This window comes from Bacillus sp. ABR (assembly GCF_056172715.1).
On sequence record NZ_JAOYSL010000006.1, the window covers coordinates 166,274 to 190,351 of the forward strand.

17 protein-coding genes and 1 pseudogene are annotated in these 24,078 nt (G+C 41.5%); 5 read left to right on the plus strand and 13 right to left on the minus strand.

The window, feature by feature from the left end; translation table 11 throughout:
- Window positions 1–12: 12 nt before the first annotated feature.
- Together OIT90_RS17855 and OIT90_RS17860 are read right to left on the minus strand one after the other, a co-directional pair.
- Window positions 13–1,338: a 6-phospho-alpha-glucosidase gene (locus OIT90_RS17855; RefSeq protein WP_064497772.1), complete on the minus strand. Its 1,326-nt coding sequence runs from the start codon at window positions 1,336–1,338 to the stop codon at window positions 13–15.
- Window positions 1,339–1,355: 17 nt separating this feature from the next.
- Window positions 1,356–2,942 (minus strand): alpha-glucoside-specific PTS transporter subunit IIBC, encoded by a 1,587-nt coding sequence (locus OIT90_RS17860; RefSeq protein WP_039177009.1) that lies wholly within the window; start codon window positions 2,940–2,942, stop codon window positions 1,356–1,358.
- 148 nt (window positions 2,943–3,090) lie between these two features.
- Here OIT90_RS17860 and OIT90_RS17865 point away from each other — a divergent pair, with 148 nt between their 5' ends.
- A complete protein-coding gene (locus OIT90_RS17865; RefSeq protein WP_059376692.1) occupies window positions 3,091–3,855 on the plus strand; it encodes a MurR/RpiR family transcriptional regulator in 765 nt (254 codons plus the stop codon).
- A 135-nt stretch (window positions 3,856–3,990) separates the two neighbouring features.
- Here the strand turns inward: OIT90_RS17865 and OIT90_RS17870 are convergent.
- The 4 genes and pseudogenes from OIT90_RS17870 to OIT90_RS17885 form a co-directional block, all read right to left on the minus strand.
- Window positions 3,991–4,440, minus strand: a pseudogene (locus OIT90_RS17870) (SMI1/KNR4 family protein); the annotation flags it as partial.
- Window positions 4,441–4,550: 110 nt separating this feature from the next.
- Window positions 4,551–5,525: a tRNA dihydrouridine synthase gene (locus OIT90_RS17875; protein WP_017366774.1), complete on the minus strand. Its 975-nt coding sequence runs from the start codon at window positions 5,523–5,525 to the stop codon at window positions 4,551–4,553.
- A gap of 254 nt (window positions 5,526–5,779) precedes the next feature.
- Window positions 5,780–7,156 carry a 23S rRNA (uracil(1939)-C(5))-methyltransferase RlmD gene (gene rlmD / locus OIT90_RS17880; RefSeq protein ID WP_072367874.1) on the minus strand — a complete coding sequence of 459 codons (1,377 nt, stop codon included), beginning with the start codon at window positions 7,154–7,156 and terminating at the stop codon, window positions 5,780–5,782.
- Between the two features lie 61 nt (window positions 7,157–7,217).
- A complete protein-coding gene (locus tag OIT90_RS17885; RefSeq protein WP_039177003.1) occupies window positions 7,218–8,126 on the minus strand; it encodes a diacylglycerol kinase in 909 nt (302 codons plus the stop codon).
- A 181-nt stretch (window positions 8,127–8,307) separates the two neighbouring features.
- On the opposite strand from OIT90_RS17885, the gene OIT90_RS17890 reads away from it, so the two are divergent.
- Complete coding sequence (locus OIT90_RS17890; RefSeq protein ID WP_072367866.1) at window positions 8,308–9,267, plus strand: nucleoside hydrolase; 960 nt, start codon at window positions 8,308–8,310, stop codon at window positions 9,265–9,267.
- 32 nt (window positions 9,268–9,299) lie between these two features.
- On the opposite strand, the gene OIT90_RS17895 is transcribed toward OIT90_RS17890, so the two are convergent.
- On the minus strand, window positions 9,300–12,509 hold the full coding sequence (locus OIT90_RS17895; protein WP_064497691.1) for an efflux RND transporter permease subunit: 3,210 nt from the start codon (window positions 12,507–12,509) through the stop codon (window positions 9,300–9,302).
- A 131-nt stretch (window positions 12,510–12,640) separates the two neighbouring features.
- Here OIT90_RS17895 and OIT90_RS17900 point away from each other — a divergent pair, with 131 nt between their 5' ends.
- Window positions 12,641–13,486 carry a TetR/AcrR family transcriptional regulator gene (locus tag OIT90_RS17900; RefSeq protein ID WP_039176996.1) on the plus strand — a complete coding sequence of 282 codons (846 nt, stop codon included), beginning with the start codon at window positions 12,641–12,643 and terminating at the stop codon, window positions 13,484–13,486.
- Window positions 13,487–13,666: 180 nt separating this feature from the next.
- On the opposite strand, the gene gatB is transcribed toward OIT90_RS17900, so the two are convergent.
- From gatB to gatC, 3 genes are read right to left on the minus strand one after another with little or no spacing between them, the layout of a single operon-like run.
- Window positions 13,667–15,097, minus strand: coding sequence for an Asp-tRNA(Asn)/Glu-tRNA(Gln) amidotransferase subunit GatB (gene gatB, locus OIT90_RS17905; protein ID WP_024424551.1), 1,431 nt, complete (start codon window positions 15,095–15,097; stop codon window positions 13,667–13,669).
- A 13-nt stretch (window positions 15,098–15,110) separates the two neighbouring features.
- A complete protein-coding gene (gene gatA, locus OIT90_RS17910) occupies window positions 15,111–16,568 on the minus strand; it encodes an Asp-tRNA(Asn)/Glu-tRNA(Gln) amidotransferase subunit GatA (protein WP_041116096.1) in 1,458 nt (485 codons plus the stop codon).
- A gap of 14 nt (window positions 16,569–16,582) precedes the next feature.
- A complete protein-coding gene (gene gatC / locus OIT90_RS17915; RefSeq protein ID WP_024424549.1) occupies window positions 16,583–16,873 on the minus strand; it encodes an Asp-tRNA(Asn)/Glu-tRNA(Gln) amidotransferase subunit GatC in 291 nt (96 codons plus the stop codon).
- A gap of 423 nt (window positions 16,874–17,296) precedes the next feature.
- On the opposite strand from gatC, the gene putP reads away from it, so the two are divergent.
- Window positions 17,297–18,778: a sodium/proline symporter PutP gene (gene putP / locus OIT90_RS17920; protein ID WP_144490778.1), complete on the plus strand. Its 1,482-nt coding sequence runs from the start codon at window positions 17,297–17,299 to the stop codon at window positions 18,776–18,778.
- A 167-nt stretch (window positions 18,779–18,945) separates the two neighbouring features.
- Window positions 18,946–19,638, plus strand: coding sequence for an MgtC/SapB family protein (locus OIT90_RS17925; RefSeq protein ID WP_024424547.1), 693 nt, complete (start codon window positions 18,946–18,948; stop codon window positions 19,636–19,638).
- 44 nt (window positions 19,639–19,682) lie between these two features.
- Here OIT90_RS17925 and OIT90_RS17930 read toward each other — a convergent pair whose 3' ends face one another.
- The 3 genes from OIT90_RS17930 to ligA all read right to left on the minus strand — a co-directional run bounded on the left by OIT90_RS17930 (window position 19,683) and on the right by ligA (window position 24,037).
- A complete protein-coding gene (locus OIT90_RS17930) occupies window positions 19,683–20,690 on the minus strand; it encodes a phosphotransferase enzyme family protein (RefSeq protein ID WP_474892798.1) in 1,008 nt (335 codons plus the stop codon).
- Window positions 20,691–20,818: 128 nt separating this feature from the next.
- The gene (locus OIT90_RS17935) at window positions 20,819–22,015 is read right to left on the minus strand and encodes a CamS family sex pheromone protein (RefSeq protein ID WP_039176984.1); all 1,197 of its coding nucleotides are present in this window, start codon (window positions 22,013–22,015) and stop codon (window positions 20,819–20,821) included.
- Between the two features lie 15 nt (window positions 22,016–22,030).
- On the minus strand, window positions 22,031–24,037 hold the full coding sequence (gene ligA, locus OIT90_RS17940; protein WP_039176982.1) for an NAD-dependent DNA ligase LigA: 2,007 nt from the start codon (window positions 24,035–24,037) through the stop codon (window positions 22,031–22,033).
- Window positions 24,038–24,078 lie beyond the last annotated feature (41 nt).

A 24,078-nucleotide genomic window follows, 5' to 3' on the forward strand; every position in this document is an offset into this window, starting at 1 on the left:
CTTATTCTCCTGTTATGTTAATTCTGGCCAAAATGCTTGATTTGCCACAATTAAGTCGTCTAAAATATCTTTTGCTACTTTTGCACTCGGCACCGTTTTCGATAATGTGATGGCCTGCCATAGTTTTTGATAGGACCCTTCTTCAAATGCTTCTACTACTAATTTTTCTACGCCAACTTGCTGCTCCATGAGACTTTTTTGAAATCTAGGAATTTCTCCAACTACTAATTTTTCTGGACCATTGCTGCCAACGATACAAGGAATTTCGACCATTGCTGTTGGGTCAAAGTTTCTAATGGCGCCATTGTTCTCTACAATCATCAGCATCCGTTCTTTTTTATTAAAAGCAATGGCTCTTGCCAAATCAACGATATAGGAAGCGTGCTCATCAATGGTCAGCTTTGTTTCCTTTGCAGTTCCTTTATCAATGATGGCCTGACACTCACTAAAAACAAAAGCTTCCCGTCCCTCCATGACTTCATTGGCACGTGTGAATTCTATATTGGAATGTGCTACTTCTTCATCTGGAAATAGATAGTATTTCAAATACGTATTAGGGACCGTTTTTGGATCAAGCGCTTGAATATCTTTGGCCTTTTTTAATGTGCTGTTCCAGCTCTTCTGCTGTTCTAGTTCAGATGTTCCATCTGTTGCATAACCATGCTGGCTTACATGCTTAATCACCTCAGGCATTAAGCTATTTCCTGATTTATCTCGAATATCTGTCCACCAGCCAAAGTGATTCAAACCATAGTAATCTACTTCTAGTTCTTTCCGTGAAGATAAGCCTAAATTTTTTGCAATTAATTCTTCGATGCCAATTGGCATATCACATATGTTTAAAATCTTAGAATTCGGTCTTAGCTTACGTGTTGCCTCAGCTACTATCGCTGCAGGGTTCGAATAGTTTAACATCCAAGCTTCAGGTGAGTATTTTTCCATATAATCGACAAGTTCTAATACACCTGGAATAGAACGCATTCCGTAAGCTATCCCGCCTGGACCGCATGTTTCCTGTCCGACGACTCCATGCTTCAATGGAATTTTCTCATCTAATTCACGCATTGCATATTTTCCGACACGAATATGTGCCATCACAAAATCGACTTGAGTAAACGCTTCTTCTGGGTCCGTGCTTGCCAGTAATTGCACTTCTGGTGCTCGTTCTTTTAACATAATCTCACATGCATCTGCAATCGTCTTTTGTCTAGCTTCATCATTATCATAGAGTTTAATTGTATGAATTGGGAACTCCTCTAAATAGTCTAACAGCATCAAAATGATTCCCGGTGTAAATGTACTTCCGCCTCCAGCGATGGTAATATTAAATCTTTTCATGATATCCAGCTCCTTTTTCAATCTAATGAAAGTTTAGTCTCAAAGGACTCTCTTACTTGCGGTACACTTAAGCCAACAATGATTTGAATGCTTTGACCACTCTTAGCCATGCCGTGTGCCAGTTTATTCTCTGTAAAGTAGTCCCTATCTTTCACCAAGCTAGGGTCAATCACTGTAATACGCAGACGCGTGGCACAGTTTGTCACATCTTTAATGTTTTCTTTACCGCCAAGGCCTTCTAAGAAATAAACGGCTTTCTCTTCATACTCTGATGCATAAACGGGTGATTCCTTTTTGTCATGACCTTTTTTATGACTCTCATAATCTTGTTTTGTATATAGCCTCGTCTCCTCCTCATCTTTTCGTCCTGGTAATGGAATATCAAATTTCACAATCATCCATCTAAATATGACAAAATACAATGCAGTAAAGAGAAGCCCAATCATCGCTTGGATCAGATAAATCCCTCCATGATTTGAGGAGAGCGGAATCCAGTTCAATGCAGCTATTTCAATCAGCCCGGAACCCATCATTCCGACAACACCAAACATATTCATGATTGTCACCATGGTCGCTCCAAGAAGTGCATGTATCACAAATAAATAAGGCGCGAGAAATAGAAACGTAAATTCAAGCGGTTCTGTAATTCCCGCAAATATGGCTGTCAATGTGGCGGGTAATACCAAAGCCAAAACCTTTTTTCTATTTTCCTTCGGTGTAGAAAAATACATGGCTAGAGCTATCCCTAAACAGCCGAACATCTTAATGTTCCCATGTAATAAAAATCCGTATGGATAAAGATCCTTCAAATCGGAAGTTGAGGACGCAAATTCATTTAAGTGAGCAATCCAATATGGTTTTAACCCTCCATTTACAGCCGCTGGACCAAACTCAAAAGGTGTATAAATAAAATGGTGAAGTCCTGTTGGAATTAACACCCTTTCCAAGAAATGAAACAGCCAGACACCAATATAACCAGACTGTGCCATGAACCCTTGGAGAGATTGAATCCCCTGCTGAACATAGGGCCATACAAAAGCAACGATAAAAGCAATAGGAATCATCACAAAGAATCCGATGATGACAACAAATACAAGCCCCTGGAAAATCCCAAGCATTTCAGGCAGCTTTTGATCATAAAAACGATTATGGATCCAAATGACGATTCCAGATATCATCACCGCACCAATGATACTTGTATCCAGCGTAGGTATACCCGCAATTTCTTTTACTCCCGCTACATTCTCAACACCTTGCGATAAATCAACACCAAAAGCAGACGGCCAAAGTGTCAAAATAGCATGAATATAATTGTTAAATACGAGATAAATCATCAAAGCTGCGAGCGTCGCACGGGCTTGCGCTTTTTTTGCAAGTGAGATAGGCAATCCAATCACAAAGGCTAATTCCATATGATTGAAAATCGTCCATCCTCCGCTTTCAATCAGTGTCCAAACCTTATACCACATCGTACCTTCTGCAGCCATTTCCCCCATAATCGCTGGATTCTTACATAAAGTCGCGAGGCCGACAACAATACCAAAAAACGCGAATAAAAGTACAGGAACTACCATAGCACTGCCAAACCGCTTGATTGCATTCATAAGCATTACCCCTTTGCTTGATCCATAACACCACTGTAAAGGCAGCGCTTACAAAAACCAATAGGTTTGACGTATTTAGAAATCAAGTTGTAACATTAGATTATATTTTCATAGGAAGAAAATATTTTCATGTTGGAGGGCACATCGCATGATACTGGACAAGCTGGTTAATGAATACTTCGAAGATTTAAATAAGAATGACCTACACATTATTAAAACGATCCATGATCATCTTGAAGAAATGAAGACAATGAAAATTCAGGACCTTGCCCGTTATGCTCATACTTCCATCTCATCCATCCATCGGCTTGCTAAGAAAATAGGGTTCGACGGCTATAGTGACTTAAAGTCTTATGTGAAATTAAATGCTTTCACTGAAGAGACAACACAAGATTTAATGCAGCTGCTTGATCAAGATATCCGGCAGACAAGAAAATATATGGAGCAGCTGGACTTTCATCAATTAAATCAACTGATAGATCGCGCACCGTATATTTATATTTATGGTACAGGAACTGCACAACTCGATTTGGCCAATGATGTACAGCGGCAGCTATGGTCACTGCATAAAAAATCTCAAGTATTACGAAGCAAGCGGGACTTAACAGATGGAATCATTGAATTTGGTGAGGATGACCTTTTATTTATCATTTCTTTATCGGGTGAATCGAAGAATTTAGATGAAATCATTCAATTGGTGAAAACGAGACATATCAAATTTATCAGCATGACCACATTAAGGAATAACCTCCTTGCACAAAATGCCATGTTTAACATCTATGTAAGCAGCACCCCGTTTCACTTATATAACAAAGTGGACAACTCCAGCTTTCTGCCATTTTACATTGTGGCAGATATTATCGTCAGAAAATATAGTGAGTGGAAAGTGAACCAATTGAATAATAGGACTTAAACATAACAGGTACCGTTTTGGAGAGAGATTCAATGTTGCTTCGCAAAAAAAAGAGAGACTCTTTTGTCTCTCTCAAAAAACACTGTATAACAGCGGATTTAATGAAATATATCTACTTGCGGCTGCCTTTTCCTATTCAGCAGTATAATGCCCAGCAAGCAGTTCATCAAACGAATCCGCTAATTTGAAATCCGTCTCATATTCTAGATCAAAGTAATGAACCGGCGGATGTTCCTTTGTTTCTCTGTAATCCAATGCAATCCACGTATGACCATCTCCACAAATGAGCACAAGTCCCTCAGGCAATTCCCATTCTTCTATTAAATAATCACTATCCATAATGCCTTCATTTTTGGCAATTCCTCTTAAATGATCAAATGACACATGATCCTCTGCCCATCCATTCAGCTGATCCGTGGGAAAAGCGTTATGCAGGGTATACCCGCCATTTTGTTCGAGAATCAGTTTTTTATATGTATCCGGCAAGATGACGCCTAGCTTCTTTTCCGCTTTTGCAATGCCTTTCTCATTGATTTTCTTAAATGTTTCTTCGCTTTCACTGTCTTTATCCCAAAATGGTTTCAAATGAAATACCTCCAATTGTTATTTCTATCTCATTTTACCATTTAAGAGAACTAGTTTAATAGTCCTATTTAATAAAAAAAGAGAAGGGTTCGCCCCCCTCCTCTTGTTGGTCATGATTGTTCTTGATTTCTCGCTTCAAATTCATCCAGCATGGCACGCACTTCATCTGTTGATGATGTATTCATTAATTGATTTCTTAAGAAACTCGCTCCTCTGAATCCTTTTACATAAATCTTAAAGAAACGGTGCAGTGCCTTGAATGGACGCAAGCCTAGTGATGAGTATTGATCATGGAGATCAAGATGTAACCTTAACAGACCGAGCAGTTCATCACTTGTATGCTCCTTCGGCTCTTTTTCAAAAGCAAATGGGTTATGGAAAATCCCGCGCCCAATCATCACTCCGTCCACTCCATACTGTTCAGCGAGCTTTAAGCCTGTTTGACGATCAGGAATATCACCATTGATTGTCAAAAGAGTATCAGGGGCTACTTCATCACGAAGTTTTTTAATCTCAGGAATGAGCTCCCAATGCGCATCCACCTGGCTCATTTCCTTTCTTGTGCGAAGGTGGATCGATAAATTCACAATATCTTGCTCCAAAATGTGTCGAAGCCACCCGCGCCATTCATCGACCTCAGTAAAACCAAGTCTTGTTTTCACGCTGACAGGTAATCCCCCAGCTTTTGCTGCTTGAATCAGCTCTGCAGCAACATCTGGACGAAGAATTAAGCCGCTGCCCTTCCCGTTTTGCGTGACATTTGGAACAGGACAGCCCATATTAATATCAAGCCCCTGAAATCCTAATTCCGCCATTCCAATACTCATTTGTCTAAAGTTCTCAGGCTTGTCTCCCCAAATATGAGCAACAATCGGCTGCTCATCCTCTGTAAACGTTAAACGCCCCTTCACACTTTGAATACCATCAGGGTGGCAATAACTCTCACTATTCGTAAACTCTGTAAAAAACACATCCGGTCTCGCCGCCTCACTCACAACATGACGAAACACAACATCTGTCACTTCTTCCATTGGTGCTAATATAAAAAATGGCCGCGGTAAATCACGCCAGAAATTTTTACTCATCTTTCATCCAATTCCTCTCATGACATAGCGCCTAAAGGGCATGTCCTTCTATAAAGTCTTTCAGCAATTTTTATCATTATATACTTTAATATGAACCGGGCAAAATTGCAAAAAAGGTCATTTGGTAATGAATTGTGGGGGGAAAATATTGATTCCACTTCCAAATATCATTTTTTAGTGCCGATTGAACATACAAAAATAAAAACACCCCAATATCGATGTTTTTCACGAAATCGGGATGTCTCAATACATTACTAATTAATCACAAGACTTGCTACACATTCCACATGTGAGGTATGCGGAAACATATCCACAGGCTGCACTTCCTCCGTCACATACCCGCCATCTTCAAGAATGCGCAAATCACGAGCAAGCGTCCCTGGGTTACAGGAGACGTAAACAACACGGTTTGGTTTCATTTTTAAAATCGTGTCAAGCAGTGCTTCGTCGCAGCCTTTTCTTGGCGGATCGACGACGAGGGTGTCTGCTTTGATGCCTTCTTTGTACCAGTTTGGGATGACGGTTTCTGCTTCGCCGACTGCGAATTCGACGTTATTGATTCCGTTTAAGGCAGCATTGCGTTTTGCATCTTCAATTGCTTCTGGAACAATTTCAACCCCATATACTCTGCCTGCTTTTTGTGCGAGAAATAAGGAAATCGTACCGATTCCGCAGTAGGCATCGATAACAGTTTCTTCGCCTTGCAGCTCGGCATATTCAAGCGCTTTGTCATAAAGCACCTTTGTTTGGGCTGGGTTCACTTGATAAAACGAGCGGGCTGAAATGGCAAATTTGATGTCGCCAATCGTGTCATAAATGTATTCTTCGCCCCATAAAATGGTTGTTTCGTCTCCGAAAATGACATTTGTTTTCTTTGAATTCACGTTTTGTACAATTGACCGAACGTGTGGGAAGCGTGCTATAATCTGCTCAATCACCTGCTGCTTTTGCGGAAAGTCAGCCGTTCTAGTAACAAACACAACCATCATTTCACCTGTTGCAATACCGTAGCGAACCATCACATGACGCAGCCAGCCTTTGTGCCGCTCTTCGTTATATGCTTTGATGCCAAACGCATTGCATATGTCTTTTACTGCCTGTACCACTTCGTCGTTTTCTGACTGCTGAATCAAACATTTTTCCATATCAATGATTTCATGGGTACGCTGCTGATAAAACCCTGCAACAAGTCCGCCTTCGCGTTCGCCAACTGGAACTTGTGCTTTGTTTCGGTAATTCCAGGGGTCTTCCATGCCGAGTACAGGATGAACTTTTACACGGCTCATATCAAGCTTGCCGATCCGCTCTAAAACGTCCTTTACTTGTTTTTGTTTAAATAGCAGCTGGCCTTCATAGCTCATATGCTGAATTTGACAGCCGCCGCACTGCTTGTAAATGGGACATGGCGCATCTTGCCTGTGCTGACTTTCCTTTGTCAGCTCCATGAGTCGTCCAAAAGCAAATCCTTTTTTGACTCGTGTGACTTTGATTTGCCCTTGTTCGTCAGGAAGGGCATTCGGTACAAAGACAGGGAATCCTTCAATTTTCGCTACACCTGCACCTTCATGCGTTAAGTCTTCGAAGGTTACATTGTAGTATTCATTCTTTTCAACAGGCGGTTTCATTTTCACCAATTTTATCACCTCATTTGCAAAGAAAAACTTGGCCGCCATAAGGAACCAAGTTCAGTCTTCACCCTATTTTTTCAGCTGTTTCTTTTGGCACAATAAATTCGATATGGCGATACAGGTTTTCAAATTCACCTGGCAGCATGCCGCCGTATTCACCATCTAAATTCAATTGCATTTTATCTTTTACATCTACCTTCACGCGATTCGCTTTTGCGTAGATGACATTGTTATCATGAATATGCTCGCCTCTGAGAGCAAGGCTGACCACTCGAATGGCTTCTGCTAAATTGACCTTCTTTAAAATAATTAGATCAAACATCCCATCATCTAAAATGGAATCTGGCGCTAGTTTTTCAAAGCCGCCTACTGAGTTTGTGAGTGAAACAAGGAACAGCATGATTTCTCCATGAAACAATTTGCCGTCATATTCAATTTCGACTTCTGTCGGGCGGATTGAAGGAAGCATCTCCATGCCTTTTAAATAATAAGCAAGCTGTCCAAGCATGGTCTTCAGTTTACTAGGCACCTCATAGGTGAGCTCTGTTAACCGGCCGCCGCCAGCAATATTAATAAAATAATGGCCATTGACTTTACCGATATCAAGCGGCTTCGCTACACCCTCAATAATGGCATCTGTCGCTTTCAAAACACCTTCTCGTGGAATTCCAAGTGCTCTTGCGAAATCATTTGTCGTTCCAACTGGAATAATTCCTAGTTTTGGTCTTTTTTCAAGCGGTGCTAGTCCGTTGACGACTTCATTGATCGTGCCGTCTCCACCTGCTGCTACAATTAAATCAAAATCTCTCTGTGCGGCTTTTTCTGCTGCTTGCGTGGCATCTCCTGCACATGTCGTCGCATGACAAGAAGTTTCATAGCCAGCTTGTTCAAATTTTTGCAAAACCTGCGGTAAATTCTTCTTGAAGAGTTCACGCCCAGATGTCGGATTGTATATAATTCGAGCACGTTTCATTCATCATCATCCTATATTCATTATGCAATCTATTTTCACCACTAACAACCTTTAATTATACTATGAGATTTGAAAATGGCAACAAAACAACCGCCTAATATGTAAAATTTCCAAGCACATTTCCCTCAGTAAGAAAGCATTCTGATAAGATAAAAGAAAACGCTGTAAAGGATGATATGCGATGAAAAAGCCTGTCTATTTTAATCATGACGGCGGTGTTGATGACCTCGTCTCTTTATTTCTTCTCCTTCAAATGGAACATCTGGAAGTCATCGGAATGTCTGTGATTCCTGCTGATTGTTATTTAGAGCCTGCGCTCAGTGCATCTCAAAAAATCATTGATCGATTCAGCCCTTATGAAATTGAAGTCGCTGCTTCAACTTCTAGAGGCGTCAATCCATTTCCGAAGGAGTGGCGTATGCATGCTTTCTATGTAGATGCTTTGCCAATTTTAAATGAAAAAGGCAATGTTGATACAAAGGTGTCCAAGCTGCCAGCACACCTTCATCTGATTGAAACAGTTAAGAAGGCAAAAGAACCTGTCACCCTGCTCTTTACTGGTCCGCTCACAGATCTTGCACGAGCTTTAGAAGAAGATCCTTCAATCTCTAACAAAATTGAGAAATTGGTGTGGATGGGCGGCACGTTCCTTGAAAAAGGCAATGTTGAAGAACCCGAGCATGACGGGACAGCAGAATGGAATGCATTTTGGGATCCTTATGCTGTGAGCACTGTCTTTCAGGAACCGTTTCCTATTGAAATGGTCGCACTTGAAAGTACAAATCAAGTCCCGCTTACACTTGATGTACGCCAGCGCTGGGCTTCTCTTCGTTCTCATATTGGAATAGATTTTATCGGACAGTGCTACGCCTTTTGTCCGCCGCTCATTCATCATGAAACCAATTCGACGTATTACCTATGGGATGTGCTGACAACAATTACTCTTGCTTCTACATCATTATCATTTACCCGTTCAAAAGAAGTGAATGCGATCGTTTATACCGAGACGCCAAAGCAAGGACGGACAGAAGAACATCCAGATGGAAAATCAATTCAAGTGATTGACCATGTCGATCGTGATGCCTTTTTCCACGCATTTGAAGAACTTATGAGAAAAGCTGTTTGCCAGATTTCAAAATAAAAAAAAGCCCCGCCAATGAGCGGGGCTTCCTCTTATTCTTCTTCTGCGTATTTATTCTTACGTTTAAACTTGCTTAACATTTCATACACGATTGGAACGATGACCAATGTGAGAAGTGTAGAACTTGTTAAACCGCCAATTACGGTAACACCAAGTCCTTTTGATACGATCTGGCTTCCGCCTTCAAATCCTAATGCGAGTGGCAGCAGTGCACCAATTGTCGCAAGTGCCGTCATTAAGATTGGACGTAATCTTGTTGCACCTGCTTCAAGTAACGCTTCTCTTGTTGAGAGACCTTCTTGTTCTTTATGAATCACGCGGTCAATCAATACAATGGCATTTGTTACAACGATACCGATCAGCATGAGCAATCCAATCATGGCATTTAAGCTGATGGTTTCTTTTGCTATAAACAATCCAGCGAGTGCGCCAATAACCGTAAATGGAAGTGAGAAAAGAATTGCAAATGGTGCAAGACCTCCGCCAAATGTGATGACGAGAACGAGGTACACAATGGCAATCGCTGCAAGCATTGCAAGGCCAAGCTGTGTAAAGGATTCTTGGATATCCGCACTTACGCCGCCTGTGTCAATCGTTACGCCAGATTTCAGATCAAGCTTGTCAACTTTCTTCTGAACATCTTGTGTCACACTTGAGACGTCGTCTGTTGTCATGTCACCAGACACTTCTGCGTAGATTTTTCCATCACGTTTTGTCACCGTATTTGCTGTCGTCCCATCTTTTACTTTGACGACATCACCAATTCGGACTTCTTGCCCTGTTGGTGTAGTGATCTTTTTATTTTCTAAATCTTTTTTGCTCTTATATTCATCTTTTTCCGTTTGAAGCTTCACATCAAGTTCTTTGCCGTCCTCTGTGACTTTCGTCAGTGTTGTTTCACTATTTTGAGGTGCAATCGCTTGAGCGATTTGTGAAGCAGTTAGACCCAGTTTCGCCAGTTTTTCTTGATCTGCATTAAACGTATATTCGTCGTATTTCTCAGATAAGCTTGTGCTGACATTTTTCAGGTTTTTCTCATCTTTTAAGATGTTCTCAACATCTTTTACTGTGCCTTCAATATCGCTTGCTTTGTCACCGTACACATAGTACGTCACAGTATTGCTGGCGCCAGCAGATGAGAAGTCTTGTGATTTCCATTCCCCTTTAGACGCTTTGTCTTGCAGGGCTTTGACTACACGATCTTTTTCTTTATCAAAATTCGGTGTGTCCTCGTCATATTGTACGAAGAATAATGCACCGTTAGAGTTACCCCCAACACTTGCTGTCATGGCATTTGAAGAGCCAAGAGAATACTGAACTGTATTGACATGGTCACGTTTCATCAAATATTCTTCAGCTTTTTTCGTTTCATCAATTGCTTGCTCTCTCGTTTGTCCAGGTTCAGGTGTATATGTCACCATCGCCGTTTTCTCTGCTTCCTGTGGTAAGAAGCTGACACCGACAAGTGGTGCTAAGAATAAGCTTCCGACAAGCATAAGAATGGCAATTCCTGATGTGATCCATTTATGGTTGAGTGTCCAATTCAGTACACGTCTATAACCGCCAGCAAGCTTACTTGGTTTATGTTCTTTTACCTTTTTCGCTGTGCCGTACAGGTTCTTTTTAAATAGAGTGTGTGCCATCATTGGAACAATTGTAATAGCGACAAGCAGTGAAGCAAGTAACGCAAACACAATCGTTAAGGCAAATGGGATGAATAGTTCACCAATCATTCCACCTACTAATGCTAACGGTAAGAATACCGCAATTGTCACAATCGTTGAAGACATGATTGGGATAAACATTTCTTTTGTGGCTTCTCTGACGAGTGCCTTGCCTTTTAACGGTTCATCCTTTAACGCCATTCGTCGATAGATATTTTCTATGACCACTATCGAGTCATCGACAACACGCCCGATGGCGACGGTCATGGCACCAAGTGTCATGATATTTAACGTGATATCCAGCTGATTTAATAGTAAAACAGCAATCAACAGAGATAACGGAATGGAGATGACCGAGATTAATGTTGATTTGATATCTCGCAGGAACAAGAGAATGATAATGATCGCAAAGATTGCTCCGATGATCGCCTTGTTCAGCATTGTGCTGACAGACTCTTTAATCGGCTCTGCTTGATCATATGTGGTGCTTACTTTGATTCCTTTGTTGTCTTTTTTGAATTTCTCAAGCTCTTTTGTCACTTCTTCTGCAACACTCACTGTGTTGGCATCAGAGCCTTTGACAATTTGCAGACCGATACTGTCTTTCCCATTCGTTCTAGAGATCGATTCTGCCTCTTTGACGACTTTAATATCTGCAATCTCAGACAGCTTGATCGTTGGTAGCTCTACAGATTGACTGCTTGCTGCACCTGTTTGCTGCTGTGCTGCTGCTTGCTGCTGACTTGCACTTCCCGCCTGCTGCTCGGCACCTTGTGCTCCTGCGCTGCTAGATGGTGCTCCCGCTCCAGCGCTTCCCGCACCGCCGCCTGCACTTGGTGTGACTGGAATTCGCATGTTTTTCAAATCTTTGACGCTTAAAATATTGCCGTCCACGACAACTGATTTTTGTTTGTTGCCAAATGTGTATAGACCTAATGGTACATTCACATCAGAGCCTTTGATCATGTTTTGGACGGTTTCTTCATCTAAACCGTATTCTTTTAGTTTCTTTTCTTTAAACGAAAATTCAACTTCTTTGATTTGCTGTCCTGAAGCTTCCACAGAAGAGACGCCGTCTAATCCTTGAAGTGAAGGAACGAGGTCATTTTCTACTTTTTGTGTAAGGTCTTGTAATGATTCTTTATCACCTGAGACACTAAGGGCTAGGATTGGAATCGCATTAATACTAAAGCGTGCGATTTTAGGTTTTTCTGCATTTTCAGGGAAATCAATATTGCTAATCGCATCTTCAATTTCCTTTTTTGCTTCATCCATGTCTTTGCTGTAATCGTACTCGATTTGAATGGATGATGCATTTTCAAAAGAATTAGAAGTGACTACGCTGACCCCATTGAGGTTTTGAATTGACTTTTCAATTGGATCTGTCACCTTATCTGATACTTCGTCCGGCGTTGCGCCAGGGTACGTTGTAGAAACCGTAATGACTGGAGTGTTGATATTCGGGATTGATTCTTGTTTCATATTCAATCCGGCATATAGACCAGCAACTGTTACGATAATCGTCATGAGCCATACAGCGAACTTATTCTTTAATACAAAATTGATGATCGAATTCATTATATCCTCCATTTTCCTTTATGTATTGACTGACTGGTCATTCTATATCATAATAAACGGTGATATACAATGCCGTCAACCATTTCACTTGCGTTTGACGTAACATTCTAAAGCTGAAGGGGCCTTATTTCATGAACGAAAAAAAAGAAAAAATCATTAAAGCAAGCATCCAATTGTTTGCGAAAAAGGGTTTTTCTTCTACGACCATTCAGGAAATTGCAGATGAATGCGGAATATCAAAAGGCGCATTTTATTTACATTTCAAATCAAAAGAACAGCTTTTCAACCGAGCGTTTGAATATTATATCGACACTTCGATGCAAACAATCGAAACGATTCGAAAAGAGAATCAGCATCTCGCGCCGAGAGAGATCTTTCAGAAACAAATTGCTGAACAGTTTCAGCATTTTGCTGAGAACAAGGATTTTATCATTCTGATCCTCAGCGAGAACATTATTCCGGAAAACCAGCAAATTAAAAAGTATTCAAAAACTGTGAAAAAGCAAATGAATGATGAAATTCAAATTTCCATCTTGACCACTTATGGACAGGAGATCGAACCATATATAACTGACCTGTCAGTCATGATTCAAGGAATTATCCAATCGTATGTGCAGGTTCTGCTTTTACAGGATCAAATGCAATTATCATTTGATGAGCTCTCATCCTTTATACTCGAACGGTTTGATGATCTGGTTCAAGGATTGCTTCGTTCTCAGACGAAGCCGATTTTGAAGCAAACCATTTGGGACGACGAAGCGCCTAGTGCTGCTTCCCTTCAAGAGGAACTTCGTTTGTTAAAGCTGGAGCATCTGCTTTCTGATGATACCGTTGTATCCATTGAAGTGATTGAAGAAGAGCTGGCAAAAGCTGAACCTCGTAAGCCAGTCATCCAAGGAATGCTGACAAATTTAGAAAAGTGCGAGGACCCTGCTGTTCTAAGAGCAGTGGAACAATTGAGGCTGTTTCTTCAGTAACATAACGTGCTGTTTTTTGATTTAGCTCACCTTTCCCCCTTCGAATGTGCACTTTCGCTTATGCTTCATTATAAGAAAAGTATCTCTAAATTGATATACGGCTGTGGTCCGAATCTATAGTAAGACCCTGTCATTTCAATCAAAAAAAACCGCCTTTTTCACCAGGCGGTTTTTTGCTATTTAGCGTTTTTTGATTTCTTCAAGGAGAATCTTGTTCACCATCGGCGGGTTAGCTTGGCCCTTCGATGCTTTCATGATTTGTCCGACTAAGAAACCAATCGCGCGGTCTTTACCATTTTTAAAGTCTTCAATGGATTGCGGGTTGTTATCAAGTGCTTCTGTGACAAGTTTGAGCAGTGCACCTTCGTCAGAAATTTGGACAAGTCCTTTTTCTTTGACGATTGTTTCTGCATCTCCCCCATTTTCGATGAGCTCTTTGAATACCTTTTTCGCAATCTTAGAGGAAATCGTTCCTTTTTCAATCAGCTTGATCATACCAGCCAGCCCTTGCGGCGTTAGCTTTGTATCGTCCAGCTCTTTTTGAGCAGAGTTTAAGTAAGCAGATACTTCACCCATGAGCCAGTTCGATGCTTGCTTCGCCTCTGCACCTTCTGAAATGGTCGCTTCAAAGAAATCAGACATTTCTTTCGTCAGCGTGAGTACCATTGCATCGTAAGCAGGAAGGCCAAGCTCATCGATGTAGCGTTTGCGGCGCTCGTCTGGAAGCTCTGGGATGGATGCTCTTACGCGTTCTTTCCACTCGTCATCAATGTACAGCTCCACCAAATCCGGTTCTGGGAAGTAGCGGTAATCATCAGAGCCTTCTTTAACGCGCATAAGAATTGTCTTTTTAGACGCTTCGTCATAACGGCGTGTTTCCTGCTCGATCAAGCCGCCAGAAAGCAATACTTGCTCTTGACGCTTCTCTTCGAATTCAAGGCCTTTTTGTACGAAAGCAAATGAGTTCAAGTTTTTGAGCTCTGTCTTTGTACCAAACTCTTCACGGCCGATTGGGCGAAGAGAAATGTTGGCATCACAGCGAAGTGAGCCTTCTTCCATCTTACAGTCAGAAACGCCTGTATATTGAATAATGGATTTTAATTTTTCTAAGTAAGCATACGCTTCTTCTGGCGTGCGAATGTCTGGCTCAGATACGATTTCAACAAGTGGTGTTCCTTGACGGTTGAAATCGACGAGTGAGTAACCGTCGCCTGTGTGCGTTAGTTTCCCTGCATCCTCTTCCAAATGGAGACGCGTAATACCGATTCGTTTTGTTTTGCCTTCTACTTCAATTTCAATCCAGCCGTTTTCACCGATCGGTTTATCAAATTGAGAAATTTGATACGCCTTTGGGTTATCAGGATAGAAGTAGTTTTTACGGTCAAATTTTGTATCTGTTGCGATTTCACAGTTCAGCGCCATAGCCGCTTTCATCGCAAAGTTCACCGCTTCTTTGTTCAGTACAGGCAGTACGCCAGGATATCCAAGGTCGATGACACTTGTTTGCGTGTTGGCAGCTGCACCAAAAGGTGTCGGCGAGCTTGAGAAAATTTTCGATTGTGTTTTTAGCTCTACGTGGACTTCAAGTCCAATTACCGTTTCAAAGTTCATTCTGATTCACCCCTTACAGTTCAGGTTTTGCTTTATGATGATCTGTTGCTTGCTCAAAAGCGTGAGCCACGCGGTACACTGTTCCTTCGTCAAAGTGCTTGCCGATGATTTGCAGTCCTAACGGAAGGCCATTTGCAAATCCACAAGGCACACTGATTCCTGGAACGCCTGCAAGGTTAACAGGGATCGTTAAAATATCGTTTGCGTACATAGTCAATGGATCGCTTGTCTTTTCACCAATGTTAAATGCAGGAGTTGGCGTTGTCGGTCCAACAATGACATCATACTTTTCGAAAACATCTTCAAAGTCTTTTTTGATCAATGTACGGACTTTTTGCGCTTTTTTATAGTACGCATCGTAATATCCTGAGCTTAGCGCGAATGTACCAAGCATGATGCGGCGCTTCACTTCGTCTCCGAAGCCTTCAGAACGAGTATTTTTGTATAAATCAATCAGGTTGTCTGCATTATCTGTACGGTAGCCATAGCGGATGCCGTCAAAACGTGCAAGGTTTGCAGATGCTTCTGAAGAAGATAATAAGTAGTAAGTCGCAAGCGCATATTTAGAATGCGGTAGAGACACTTCTTCCCACGAAGCACCAAGTCCTTCTAATACTTTTAACGCTTGAAGAACAGACTCTTTTGCTTCCTCGCCAACGCCTTCGCCAAGATATTCTTTCGGCACAGCGATTTTCAGACCTTTGATGTCGCCAGTTAATGAAGAAAGAAAATCTGGGACATCGACATTTGCACTTGTTGCGTCCATTTGATCGACACCAGCAATCGCTTGAAGAACATAAGCGTTGTCCTCTACATTGCGTGTAATCGGACCAATTTGGTCTAATGATGAAGCAAATGCAATTAATCCGTATCTGGATACACGGCCATATGTCGGTTTAAGACCTACAACTCCGCAGAAAGATGCCGGCTGACGAATAGAACCGCCTGTATCTGATCCAAGTGAGAACGGTACTTCACCTGCTGCAACAGAAGCTGCTGATCCACCACTTGATCCGCCTGGAACGGTGTTTAAATTCCACGGGTTTTTCGTCGCTTTGAAGCCTGAGTTCTCCGTAGAAGATCCCATTGCGAATTCGTCCATATTTAATTTACCGATTGTGACTGCTTCTGCGTCTCTTAAGCGGTTCACAACGGTTGCATCATAAATTGGATCAAAGTTTTGCAGGATTTTACTTGAAGCTGTTGTACGCAGATCCTTTGTAACAATGTTATCTTTCACACCGATCGGCATACCGAACAATAGGCCAAGCTCGTCCTTTTCACCAACTGCCTCGTCCAATTCCTTTGCATACGCACGAGCTTTTTCTTCGTCCAGTGCAAGGAATGCTTGTACTTTCCCGTCTACTTCATTGATTCGTTTATAAGACTCGTCCACTAAATCAGAAACAGACAGTTCCTTTTTATGTAAAAGCTCTTTTAATTCAGAAATTTTGTGATCAAACAGTGACATGTCTCGGGCCTCCTTTAGTCCAAAATTGATGGCACACGAATATAGCCGTCTTTATGATCAGGCGCGTTTTTGACGACTGCCTCAATGGAAAGACCTTTATTCGGAACATCTTCTCTCATGACGTTTTTCATTTTTAATACGTGTGTAGTAGGTTCAACGTTTTCCGTATCTACCTCGTTTAACTGCTCTGCAAATGAAATGATGCTATCAAGCTGTTCTGTAAACATCTCAGCTTCTTCTTCTGTAATCGCAAGCCTTGCTAAATGCGCAACGTGCTTGACTTCTTCTATTGAAATTCTTGACATGCAGGTTCACCTCCAAAAATGATGCGTGATCGTGGTCATGATCATAAGTCATATACACTTTATCATATCAAATTTTACTGTTCTAAAGCAACTTTACGCAGGTGCGGTAAAAGGTCCGTTCTCTTGAAACGTCTTTATGATCAAATCGATAAAAGAAATATTCATCAGGTGACTTTTTATTTTTCAGAAAATTTTTACTTTTGATTATTTTTGTAATCGCTTACATATTGATTCTTATCATCGATCGGTACATTTTTTCTTCAAAATGAAGAGGTTTAGGCAGGTTGATCACTTGGGAATACTCTGTTAGGTTAAGTAACCATAGCAGTGAGCGGGACAGTCAAACAAAAAAGCTGCCATCGCACTTCTGTATATTTTGATTGAGGTGATGTCAAATTAATACGAAAAAGGTGAGAACACAAAATGAGTATTGAAGTTACAATTTCCTTATCTATTTATTTTATCGGGATGCTTGCCATTGGCTGGTATGCATTCAGGAAAACACATGATTTAAATGATTATATGCTTGGTGGACGCGGGCTTGGTCCATTCGTTACAGCCCTTTCAGCAGGTGCTGCGGATATGAGCGGATGGATGCTGATGGGTGTGCCAGGTGAAATGTATAAAACAGGTTTATCGACAGCCTGGCTTGCAATTGGTTTAATCGTTGGTGCTTACTTGAACTACCTCATTCTTGCACCTCGTTTACGTTCTTATACAGAAATTGCGGATGATGCGATTACGATTCCTGATTTCTTTGATAAACGATTCAAAGGATCATCTGCTTTATTAAAAGCTGTGTCAGCCGTCATCATTTTAATTTTCTTTACGCTGTATACATCGTCTGGGATGGTATCAGGCGGACGTTTATTTGAGTCAGCATTCGGTGCTAACTACATGTTTGGACTGATCTTAACATCAAGTATTGTCATTTTGTATACATTGTTCGGCGGATTTTTGGCAGTGAGCTTAACGGACTTTGTCCAAGGGGCTATCATGTTTTTAGCATTAGTGCTCGTGCCGATCGTTGCCTTTACACAATTAGGCGGACCTGTTGCTACATTCCAAGATATTCAACAGATTGATCCTAAATTGCTAGATATTTTTAGAGGAACGAGCGTCATTGGCATTATTTCCTTCCTCGCTTGGGGACTAGGTTACTTTGGACAGCCGCATATTATCGTGCGCTTTATGGCCATTACGTCTGTAAAAGATTTAAAACCAGCACGCCGAATCGGAATGAGCTGGATGATTATTTCAGTGATTGGATCACTGTCTGTCGGTTTAGTGGGTGTTGCCTATGTTCATGAAACGGGCATGAACCTTGCTGACCCTGAAACCATCTTTATCGTCTTTTCTAAAGTATTGTTCCATCCATATATCACTGGATTTTTACTTTCTGCGATTTTAGCTGCGATTATGAGTTCAATTTCGTCTCAGCTGCTTGTCACAGCAAGTGCAATGACAGAGGATTTATACAGAACGTTCTTTAGAAAAACAGCTTCAGACAAAGAGCTTGTCATGATTGGCCGGATGTCTGTACTCGTTGTCGCTGTGATTGCCTTATGCCTTTCACTTAACCCAAGTGACACCATTCTTGATCTTGTCGGTTATGCATGGGCAGGATTTGGTTCTTCATTCGGTCCAGTCATCTTGCTTTGCCTATACTGGAAACGAATGAATCATCATGGTGCCCTAGTTGGGATGATCGTTGGGGCAGTTGTGGTTCTGACATGGATTACGACAGGTCTCAACCATGTCACAGGTATTTATGAAATGATTCCAGGCTTTACGCTAAGTGGTTTAGCTGCCATTATTGTGAGCTTATTGACAAGTAAGCCGTCAAAAGCATCAAAACAGCTATTTAACAAAATGGAAGATCATCTTGAGGAAGAAACAAAATAAAGAATTGAAGAGTCATCTGCCCTATGCGGATGACTCTCTTTTTAAATAAAATAAAAAGCTTTTCTTTCTTCAGAAACTGAATAAAATAAGAGTTGTGCAGCCATATGGGCTGTGAGGAGATCATATACATGTTGTGAAACGTACATGAAGTGAAAGGAGCGATACGCATGTTTTGGACAATTGAATGGGATACAGTCTTAAAATTAGCCGTGGCCACTTTAATCGGGCTGATTATCGGGCTTGAACGAGAGCTGAAGAAAAAGCCCCTCGGCTTAAAAACGTGTATTGTCATTGCTGTCAGCTCCTGCGTCTTAACCATCATCAGCATTGATGCAGCCTACAATTTCCCTCGAGTCTCTAAGCTTCAAATGGACCCACTCAGGTTACCGGCGCAAATTATATCTGGTGTTGGTTTTATTGGAGCAGGTGTGATTCTTCGAAAAAGCAATGATGTCATCTCAGGTCTCACGACTTCTGCGATGATCTGGGGAGCAGCAGGACTTGGGGTTGCAACCGGTGCAGGATTTTATAAAGAAGCCTTCCTCAGTCTTTTCTTTATTCTAATTAGTGTCGAATTCCTGCCATGGCTCTTCCAGCGGATCGGACCGATTCGCCTGCAGGAAAAAGAAATCCGCATCAGAATGTCTCTTTCTGACCGAAACCGCATGACCGATATTTTAAAAGAAATGAAAGCCCTCAATATTCGCATTCATTCTGTACGAATTGATGATTTAAAAGAAAAAGACTATCCGATCATGGAAGTACGCGTACGTGTGCATAAAGACCGCTATACAACCGATGTGTACTTTGATATTAAAGATCTAGAAGGCGTCGTTGGCGTGAAGTGTGATACGGTGTAGTCATAAAAAAACCCCTTGCTGTTTAACACAGCAAGGGGTTTCTTTTATCGTGCCAGCTGTTGAAAGTCAAAAGGAGTAATGGGTGTTTTTTGCTCAATTTCCTTTCGAAAACATGACAGCATAGCTTTTTCGTCAGAAGTCAATGTTTGGAGATCAAATGCTTGATGTAAAAGCCCATAAATAAGCATATGACGCAGCATGAGAAAATCAGGGATTGTTGCCAGCCACGCGTCATCAAGCTCATTCTCCTGTCGATAGCCTTTTAGAAAATGACTCATAAATTCTGCCGTAAATTCAGCTTTATCATCATATGGAATCACTGGATACCAAAGAACATTGTATAGCAAAATACTAATATCATTGATAAACCAGTGATATCCAATATCATCAAAATCGAATGCGATAATCTCTCCTTGATGATAATGAAAGTTCCCGTGATGCAAATCGGCATGCACCAGCCCATACACGTCCTTCGAAATTCGGAGCTGGTGAAGCTTTTGCATCAGTTCATCTTTTCTTCGAAGCACAACCGTTTGATCAGATGGAATATATTGATCAAGCTTTAATTGCTCCTCTTCATACCACTCTTGACGCTTATAGAGAGGATCTTGTACTTGATATTGTTTTGTTATTTGATGCATTCGTCCTGTATAGGACCCTAACGCTTCAAACAGCTTCCCATTCCAATCTCCTTCATTCACTTTTCTCCCCGGTGCTTTTTCATACACACGGAGTAAAAATGCGCCTCCGGCTTGATCAGGAATGGTTTCAACGTCTTTTCCTCTTGCTGATGAAATCGGCTTTGCTACGGAAATACCATGATGAGACAGGAATCGAAGCCAGTCCATTTCTCCTAAAATATATGTGGGTGAGCGACGAATGGTATGGGTGATTTTTAATATATAATTCTCCCCATTCATTGCCTTATATTCATACACATAATTTTCTGCATCGGCTAGAAATGTCACTTGGTCAAGCTGAAAGTCATACAAGTGAGCCGCTTTCTTTAAGACTTTCTGTTCATCGTATCGTGCTTTTACTTCTTTATGCATGCTGATTCTCCTTTTATCGTCTTTTTAAATGTTCTTGACGGTAATCAGCATTATACGAGCATCAACATACCTGCCTTTCTTCTTGGTTTCTACTAATATTTTGACAAGAGTTTGGAAATCCCTCTTATTTAGTCATATATATGAACAGTCGGTTCTTTGTCCTCAGCATTTTTCGTGATCAGGGCTTCTTGTTGATCAGAAGATGTGATGTTGATTTCGATATTGGTACTCTTGTAGTAATCCATGACTTCACCGGTTAAATATTGTGTGAAGGCTACGACTTCCGTTTTTCCATAGAACTGCATTGGAATTTCGATTTTCATTTTTTGCAGGTTGCCGTTTTTGTAAAAGCCTTTTCCTACAACACCAGTGTAATTCGGGAAGTAATCTTCTACCTTTGTCTTGAAGCGGTCAAATCGCTCTGAATCATCTTTGTAGCTGCTTTTCGCACTATCTGAAGGGAAGAATACATTCTCCTCTTTGATCGTATCCCAATTTCCGATATCAGCGGAGCCTGCTTTCACATCTGTTTTGGCGATAAAGTTACCTGGAACGATAGATGATTTTGGTGCTTGCTTATAAAGGGCAATCATGACAGGCACTTTTTGCAGTCCGTCCATTTGACGAATTCGCTTGATCACTTGTTCAGCGATTTTTTCACCCTCTGCCAAAAGTTTCTTTGAATTTTTCGATGAATCGATGGTCACCTCTTGTTGCGGGTCACCGATCTTTTCACGGTAATAATAAACCGAGTTCAGCGCAAGACCAATGACAACTCCGCCAAGCTGTAAGCTGTTTTTGTCTTTTCGAATTAAGTAATTATGCTCTAGCATTGAAGCTAAGTAAATTGGACTATTTTCATTTTTAGACTTTGTTGAACCTGAGTTTGGAAGAGCAGGATTTAAGCCTAGATTCTTAAAGTCTTTATCTTCTTTTTCTGCCTTTTTCAGATCACTGCCTGTTTTTTTGCGCGCCAGCCAGCTGAGAACGGTGTCCTCATCTAAATGCTGTCCTTCTTGGAATAGATAGTCGTTTGTATTAAATGACTCTGTTGCAAGGCGCATGAGTCCTGTTTCAAATTCATCAATGTCCAAGCGTGTATTGAGACGCTCCGCTGTTAGACCTCTAGCAGCTCCTTGTTTAAACGGCAGCACCATTTTGTAATAGGAGTCTGAGATATTGTACATCGGGATGATGGCTGTTTCCTTTGTTTCCTTCGTTTCATCCGTTTTTTGTGTGACCTCTTCCTCTTCCTTTCCCCCAAAAGGTGCACACGCTGACAATACCAGTGTGAGCATTGTCAGCAGCAATAACAACTTTTTCAATAGAAAACACTCCTCTTATTTCTTTAGCTCCTCGAGCATTTTAGCTTCGTCCCAAATTTCAATATTGAGTTCTTCTGCCTTTGTCAGCTTACTTCCCGCTGCTTCTCCGGCAATGACTAGATCTGTTTTTTTACTCACACTGCCTGCCAGCTTTCCGCCTAATGCTTCGATCGCTGCTTTTGCATCGTTTCGAGCCATTTCTTCTAATTTTCCTGTCAGCACAATGGTTTTTCCTGCAAAGTAGGAATCACTTTCTTCTGCTTTTACCGGCTTTGGCCCTGTGTAGGTCATATTGACTCCGAGCTCTTTTAGTTCGTTCAGCAGATCGAGTATTTCTTCTTTCTCAAAATACGTGACGACGGCATCAGCCATTTTTTCACCAATTTCGTCGACTTCAAGTAATTGTTCTTTCGTCGCTTGCTTTAATTGATCGATGTTTTCGAAATGCATCGCCAAGGTCTTTGCCGCTTTTGAACCAATAAATCGAATACCGAGTCCAAATAGTAAACGCTCAAGAGAGTTTTCTTTCGATTGTTCAATTGAACGCAGTAAATTGTCGACAGATTTTTCGCCCATTCGTTCAAGCTGAATGAGCTCTTCTTTCGTTAATCGATAAAGGTCGGACACACGAGAAACGAGCTGTTCCTTGAAGAGCTGTGTAATGACCCGCTCGCCAAGTCCATCAATATTCATTGCATTACGGGAAACGAAGTGAATGAGTCCCTCACGTATTTGGGCAGGACATTCAGGATTGATGCATCGCAAGGCCACTTCGCCTTCGATTCGCACCAGCTCACTATGACACTCTGGACATTCAGTTGGCATGTGAAACGGTTTTTCTTCGCCTGTACGCTGATCAACAAGGACACCTGCGACTTCAGGAATAATATCCCCGGCTTTTTTCACAATCACTTGATCGAACAAGCGAATATCCTTTTCTTTGATCAAATCTTCATTATGAAGAGATGCACGCTGGACTGTCGTCCCTGCTACTTTGACAGGCTCAAGAATCGCTGTTGGTGTAATCACGCCTGTACGTCCGACACTTAGTTCAATATCAAGCAGCTTCGTTACGACCTCTTCAGCCGGAAACTTATACGCAACCGCCCAGCGCGGGCTTTTTGCCGTGAAGCCGAGTTCTTCCTGCTGAGCGAGTGAATCGACTTTAATAACGATTCCATCGATTTCATATGAAAAATCGGCACGCTTTATTTTTAATGTTTCAATGAGGTCGATGACTTCTTCGATCGTTTGGCACATCCTTCTTTCTTTGTTTGTTTTAAAGCCAAGTTCGTCGAGAAAATCAAGTCCTGCACTTTGCGTTTCAACACCAATTTCATCAAGCTCCGCTATACTGTAGACGAATATATCAAGGTTTCGTTTCGCTGCAATTTTCGTATCAAGCTGACGAAGTGAACCTGCAGCCGCATTACGCGGGTTTGCAAACGGCTCTTCTTCGTTTTGTATTCTTTTTTCATTTAATGCTTCAAAAGAAGGTTTTGGCATAAATGCCTCGCCTCTCACTTCAATCGACAGAGGGCGTTTGATTTTAAGCGGGATGGAACGAATCGTTTTGAGATTTTCAGTAATATCCTCACCCGTTGTTCCATCGCCGCGCGTCGCTCCTCGGACAAACACGCCATTTTCATAACGGAGAGAAACAGCGAGTCCATCAATTTTCAGCTCGACATTGTATGCGATATCGTCACCGACTGCTTGACGAACCCGGCGGTCAAAATCAAGAAGGTCCTGTTCATTAAACGCATTCCCAAGGCTGAGCATTGGTGTGCCGTGACGCACTTTTTGAAAGGCGTCTAAAACAGCACCGCCCACTCTTTGTGAAGGAGAATCCGCTGCTTTTAAGTCAGGGTGCTCTTCCTCCAAAGAGATCAGCTCACGCATCCGCGCATCATATTCAGCGTCAGGAACACTTGGACGATCAAGTGTATGATATTCGTAGTTGTATTGATTCAAAATCTGGTGCAGTTCCTCGATCCGGCGTTTCGCTGCTTCTTTATCCATCTGCTTCTTCCTTTCAATTCATCCGTTTTGTCAGTCCTATC

Bases quoted from the DNA above. Each gene is read 5' to 3' on its own strand.
- OIT90_RS17860 (WP_039177009.1), bottom strand. From the start codon at position 2,942: ATGAATGCAATCAAGCGGTTTGGCAGTGCTATGGTAGTTCCTGTACTT.
- OIT90_RS17895 (WP_064497691.1), bottom strand. From the start codon at position 12,509: ATGAATTCGATCATCAATTTTGTATTAAAGAATAAGTTCGCTGTATGG.
- OIT90_RS17865 (WP_059376692.1), top strand. From the start codon at position 3,091: ATGATACTGGACAAGCTGGTTAATGAATACTTCGAAGATTTAAATAAG.
- OIT90_RS17885 (WP_039177003.1), bottom strand. From the start codon at position 8,126: ATGAAACGTGCTCGAATTATATACAATCCGACATCTGGGCGTGAACTC.
- putP (WP_144490778.1), top strand. From the start codon at position 17,297: ATGAGTATTGAAGTTACAATTTCCTTATCTATTTATTTTATCGGGATG.
- OIT90_RS17875 (WP_017366774.1), bottom strand. From the start codon at position 5,525: ATGAGTAAAAATTTCTGGCGTGATTTACCGCGGCCATTTTTTATATTA.
- OIT90_RS17930 (WP_474892798.1), bottom strand. From the start codon at position 20,690: ATGCATAAAGAAGTAAAAGCACGATACGATGAACAGAAAGTCTTAAAG.
- gatC (WP_024424549.1), bottom strand. From the start codon at position 16,873: ATGTCAAGAATTTCAATAGAAGAAGTCAAGCACGTTGCGCATTTAGCA.
- gatB (WP_024424551.1), bottom strand. From the start codon at position 15,097: ATGAACTTTGAAACGGTAATTGGACTTGAAGTCCACGTAGAGCTAAAA.
- ligA (WP_039176982.1), bottom strand. From the start codon at position 24,037: ATGGATAAAGAAGCAGCGAAACGCCGGATCGAGGAACTGCACCAGATT.
- OIT90_RS17900 (WP_039176996.1), top strand. From the start codon at position 12,641: ATGAACGAAAAAAAAGAAAAAATCATTAAAGCAAGCATCCAATTGTTT.
- gatA (WP_041116096.1), bottom strand. From the start codon at position 16,568: ATGTCACTGTTTGATCACAAAATTTCTGAATTAAAAGAGCTTTTACAT.
- OIT90_RS17855 (WP_064497772.1), bottom strand. From the start codon at position 1,338: ATGAAAAGATTTAATATTACCATCGCTGGAGGCGGAAGTACATTTACA.
- OIT90_RS17925 (WP_024424547.1), top strand. From the start codon at position 18,946: ATGTTTTGGACAATTGAATGGGATACAGTCTTAAAATTAGCCGTGGCC.
- OIT90_RS17890 (WP_072367866.1), top strand. From the start codon at position 8,308: ATGAAAAAGCCTGTCTATTTTAATCATGACGGCGGTGTTGATGACCTC.